Here is a 5082-nt window from a genome sequence, read left to right on the forward strand (position 1 = left end):
GCTTGACGATGACCTACTCTCACATGGGGAAACCCCACACTACCATCGGCGATGCGTCGTTTCACTGCTGAGTTCGGGATGGGATCAGGTGGTTCCAACGCTCTATGGTCGTCAAGCAATTCGGTTGCTGCCACGTCCGGGACGCTGCAGCCAATCGGGTCTGTGATGGTAAGGTTGCGAATTCGCGCCAATCTTCGGTCTGTCGATTGCACCCAAATTGTTTGGGTGTTATATGGTCAAGCCTCACGGGCCATTAGTATCGGTTAGCTCAACGCCTCACAGCGCTTACACACCCGACCTATCAACGTCGTAGTCTTCGACGGCCCTTCAGGGGGATCGAGTCCCCAGTGAGATCTCATCTTGAGGCGAGTTTCCCGCTTAGATGCTTTCAGCGGTTATCTCTTCCGAACATAGCTACCCGGCAGTGCCACTGGCGTGACAACCGGAACACCAGAGGTTCGTCCACTCCGGTCCTCTCGTACTAGGAGCAGCCCCTCTCAAATCTCAAACGTCCACGGCAGATAGGGACCGAACTGTCTCACGACGTTCTAAACCCAGCTCGCGTACCACTTTAAATGGCGAACAGCCATACCCTTGGGACCGGCTTCAGCCCCAGGATGTGATGAGCCGACATCGAGGTGCCAAACACCGCCGTCGATATGAACTCTTGGGCGGTATCAGCCTGTTATCCCCGGAGTACCTTTTATCCGTTGAGCGATGGCCCTTCCATACAGAACCACCGGATCACTAAGACCTACTTTCGTACCTGCTCGACGTGTCTGTCTCGCAGTCAAGCGCGCTTTTGCCTTTATACTCTGCGACCGATTTCCGACCGGTCTGAGCGCACCTTCGTACTCCTCCGTTACTCTTTGGGAGGAGACCGCCCCAGTCAAACTGCCCACCATACACTGTCCTCGACCCGGATCACGGGTCAGAGTTAGAACCTCAAGCATGCCAGGGTGGTATTTCAAGGATGGCTCCATGAGAACTGGCGTCCCCACTTCAAAGCCTCCCACCTATCCTACACAAGCAGGCTCAAAGTCCAGTGCAAAGCTACAGTAAAGGTTCACGGGGTCTTTCCGTCTAGCCGCGGATACACTGCATCTTCACAGCGATTTCAATTTCACTGAGTCTCGGGTGGAGACAGCGCCGCCATCGTTACGCCATTCGTGCAGGTCGGAACTTACCCGACAAGGAATTTCGCTACCTTAGGACCGTTATAGTTACGGCCGCCGTTTACCGGGGCTTCGATCAAGAGCTTCGCTTGCGCTAACCCCATCAATTAACCTTCCGGCACCGGGCAGGCGTCACACCCTATACGTCCACTTTCGTGTTTGCAGAGTGCTGTGTTTTTAATAAACAGTCGCAGCGGCCTGGTATCTTCGACCGGCATGGGCTTACGCAGTAAATACTTCACCCTCACCGGCGCACCTTCTCCCGAAGTTACGGTGCCATTTTGCCTAGTTCCTTCACCCGAGTTCTCTCAAGCGCCTTGGTATTCTCTACCCGACCACCTGTGTCGGTTTGGGGTACGGTTCCTAGTTACCTGAAGCTTAGAGGCTTTTCCTGGAAGCAGGGCATCAACCACTTCGCATTCTAAAAGAACGCTCGTCATCAGTTCTCGGCCTTGAACACCCGGATTTGCCTAAGTGTTCGGCCTACCACCTTAAACTTGGACAACCAACGCCAAGCTGGCCTAGCCTTCTCCGTCCCCCCATCGCAGTAACTAGAAGTACAGGAATATTAACCTGTTTCCCATCGACTACGCTCTTCAGCCTCGCCTTAGGGACCGACTCACCCTGCGTCGATTAACGTTGCGCAGGAACCCTTGGTCTTTCGGCGTGCGAGTTTTTCACTCGCATTGTCGTTACTCATGTCAGCATTCGCACTTCTGATACCTCCAGCAAGCCTCTCGACTCACCTTCACAGGCTTACAGAACGCTCCTCTACCGCTCATCCGAAGATGAACCCGTAGCTTCGGTGCCTGGTTTGAGCCCCGTTACATCTTCCGCGCAGGCCGACTCGACTAGTGAGCTATTACGCTTTCTTTAAAGGGTGGCTGCTTCTAAGCCAACCTCCTAGCTGTCTAAGCCTTCCCACATCGTTTCCCACTTAACCAGAACTTTGGGACCTTAGCTGACGGTCTGGGTTGTTTCCCTTTTCACGACGGACGTTAGCACCCGCCGTGTGTCTCCCGTGCTGACACTTGCTGGTATTCGGAGTTTGCATCGGTTTGGTAAGTCGGGATGACCCCCTAGCCGAAACAGTGCTCTACCCCCAGCAGTGATACACGAGGCGCTACCTAAATAGCTTTCGAGGAGAACCAGCTATCTCCGAGCTTGATTAGCCTTTCACTCCGATCCACAAGTCATCCCCTACCTTTTCAACGGGAGTGGGTTCGGTCCTCCAGTCAGTGTTACCTAACCTTCAACCTGCTCATGGATAGATCGCCCGGTTTCGGGTCTATTCCCAGCGACTAAACGCCCTATTAAGACTCGCTTTCGCTACGCCTCCCCTAATCGGTTAAGCTCGCCACTGAAAATAAGTCGCTGACCCATTATACAAAAGGTACGCAGTCACCTAACTAAGTAGGCTCCCACTGCTTGTACGCATACGGTTTCAGGTTCTATTTCACTCCCCTCTCCGGGGTTCTTTTCGCCTTTCCCTCACGGTACTGGTTCACTATCGGTCAGTCAGGAGTATTTAGCCTTGGAGGATGGTCCCCCCATATTCAGACAGCGTTTCACGTGTGCCGTCCTACTCGATTTCACTGCCAGGACCCTTTCGCGTACGGGGCTATCACCCACTATGGCCGCCCTTTCCAGAGCGTTCCGCTAAAATCCAAGCAGCTTAAGGGCTAATCCCCGTTCGCTCGCCACTACTAAGGGAATCTCGGTTGATTTCTTTTCCTCAGGGTACTTAGATGTTTCAGTTCCCCTGGTTCGCCTCTTGACCCTATGGATTCAGGTCAAGATACCTGGGTTATCCCAGGTGGGTTTCCCCATTCAGAGATCGCCGGGTCGCAGGTCGTTTGCCACCTCTCCGACGCTTATCGCAGGCTACCACGTCTTTCATCGCCTCTGACTGCCAAGGCATCCACCGTATGCGCTTCTTCACTTGACCATATAACCCCAAGCAATCTGTCTCGCGACAGGCTCGAGAGATCGTGAAGACGACATTCGCCGAAAATTCGCGCTTGAACTCGCAAATTTACCTTGAGCTAATTGACTGCAGTGAAACAGCCAATCAGTCACTTCTATCACATACCCGAATTGTTAAAGAACGATCTGGCGCAAAGTCCAGAAATCAATGCTCGGGCCGATCATGCGGCAAGCACTCATTTCTGAGCTTTCGGCGATTCCGTTAAATGGTGGAGCCAAGGAGGATCGAACTCCTGACCTCCTGCGTGCAAAGCAGGCGCTCTCCCAGCTGAGCTATGGCCCCTTCGATTGGTGGGTCTGGGCAGATTCGAACTGCCGACCTCACCCTTATCAGGGGTGCGCTCTAACCAACTGAGCTACAGACCCAATCGTTTAACTCTCGGGTCTTGACCCAATCGCCTTTCGCAAGTGAATCAAGCAATTCGTGTGGGCGCTCATGAATGAGCTGCAGTCTTCGATTAAGGAGGTGATCCAGCCGCAGGTTCCCCTACGGCTACCTTGTTACGACTTCACCCCAGTCATGAATCACTCCGTGGTAACCGTCCCCCCGAAGGTTAGACTAGCTACTTCTGGAGCAACCCACTCCCATGGTGTGACGGGCGGTGTGTACAAGGCCCGGGAACGTATTCACCGCGACATTCTGATTCGCGATTACTAGCGATTCCGACTTCACGCAGTCGAGTTGCAGACTGCGATCCGGACTACGATCGGTTTTCTGGGATTAGCTCCACCTCGCGGCTTGGCAACCCTCTGTACCGACCATTGTAGCACGTGTGTAGCCCTGGCCGTAAGGGCCATGATGACTTGACGTCATCCCCACCTTCCTCCGGTTTGTCACCGGCAGTCTCCTTAGAGTGCCCACCCGAGGTGCTGGTAACTAAGGACAAGGGTTGCGCTCGTTACGGGACTTAACCCAACATCTCACGACACGAGCTGACGACAGCCATGCAGCACCTGTCTCTGCGTTCCCGAAGGCACCCTCTCATCTCTGAAAGGTTCGCAGGATGTCAAGGCCAGGTAAGGTTCTTCGCGTTGCTTCGAATTAAACCACATGCTCCACCGCTTGTGCGGGCCCCCGTCAATTCATTTGAGTTTTAACCTTGCGGCCGTACTCCCCAGGCGGTCGACTTAATGCGTTAGCTGCGCCACCAAGCTCTCAAGGAGCCCAACGGCTAGTCGACATCGTTTACGGCGTGGACTACCAGGGTATCTAATCCTGTTTGCTCCCCACGCTTTCGCACCTCAGTGTCAGTATCAGTCCAGGTGGTCGCCTTCGCCACTGGTGTTCCTTCCTATATCTACGCATTTCACCGCTACACAGGAAATTCCACCACCCTCTACCGTACTCTAGTCGGGCAGTTTTGGATGCAGTTCCCAGGTTGAGCCCGGGGCTTTCACATTCAACTTACCCAACCACCTACGCGCGCTTTACGCCCAGTAATTCCGATTAACGCTTGCACCCTTCGTATTACCGCGGCTGCTGGCACGAAGTTAGCCGGTGCTTATTCTGTTGGTAACGTCAAAACTGCAGGGTATTAACCAGCAGCCCTTCCTCCCAACTTAAAGTGCTTTACAATCCGAAGACCTTCTTCACACACGCGGCATGGCTGGATCAGGCTTTCGCCCATTGTCCAATATTCCCCACTGCTGCCTCCCGTAGGAGTCTGGACCGTGTCTCAGTTCCAGTGTGACTGATCATCCTCTCAGACCAGTTACGGATCGTCGCCTTGGTAGGCCATTACCCCACCAACTAGCTAATCCGACCTAGGCTCATCTGATAGCGTGAGGTCCGAAGATCCCCCACTTTCTCCCGTAGGACGTATGCGGTATTAGCGTTCCTTTCGAAACGTTGTCCCCCACTACCAGGCAGATTCCTAGGCATTACTCACCCGTCCGCCGCTGAATCGGAGAGCAAGCTCTC

The 5082-nt window shown here is 53.9% G+C and carries 2 tRNA genes and 3 rRNA genes; all 5 read right to left on the reverse strand.

Annotated elements, in window-relative coordinates:
* Positions 1-116: ribosomal RNA gene (rrf, locus tag ACFOJE_RS08545) — 5S ribosomal RNA — on the reverse strand.
* Positions 117-232: 116 nt separating this feature from the next.
* A 23S ribosomal RNA gene (locus ACFOJE_RS08550) occupies positions 233-3123 on the reverse strand.
* Between the two features lie 245 nt (positions 3124-3368).
* Positions 3369-3444 (reverse strand) — tRNA-Ala (locus ACFOJE_RS08555).
* 6 nt (positions 3445-3450) lie between these two features.
* Positions 3451-3527: transfer RNA gene (locus ACFOJE_RS08560), tRNA-Ile, on the reverse strand.
* A 93-nt stretch (positions 3528-3620) separates the two neighbouring features.
* Positions 3621-5082, reverse strand: a 16S ribosomal RNA gene (locus ACFOJE_RS08565); the annotation flags it as partial.

Origin of the sequence: Azotobacter bryophylli (assembly GCF_042643485.1) — a bacterium.
GTDB classification, from domain to species: Bacteria; Pseudomonadota; Gammaproteobacteria; order Pseudomonadales; family Pseudomonadaceae; genus Azotobacter; species Azotobacter bryophylli.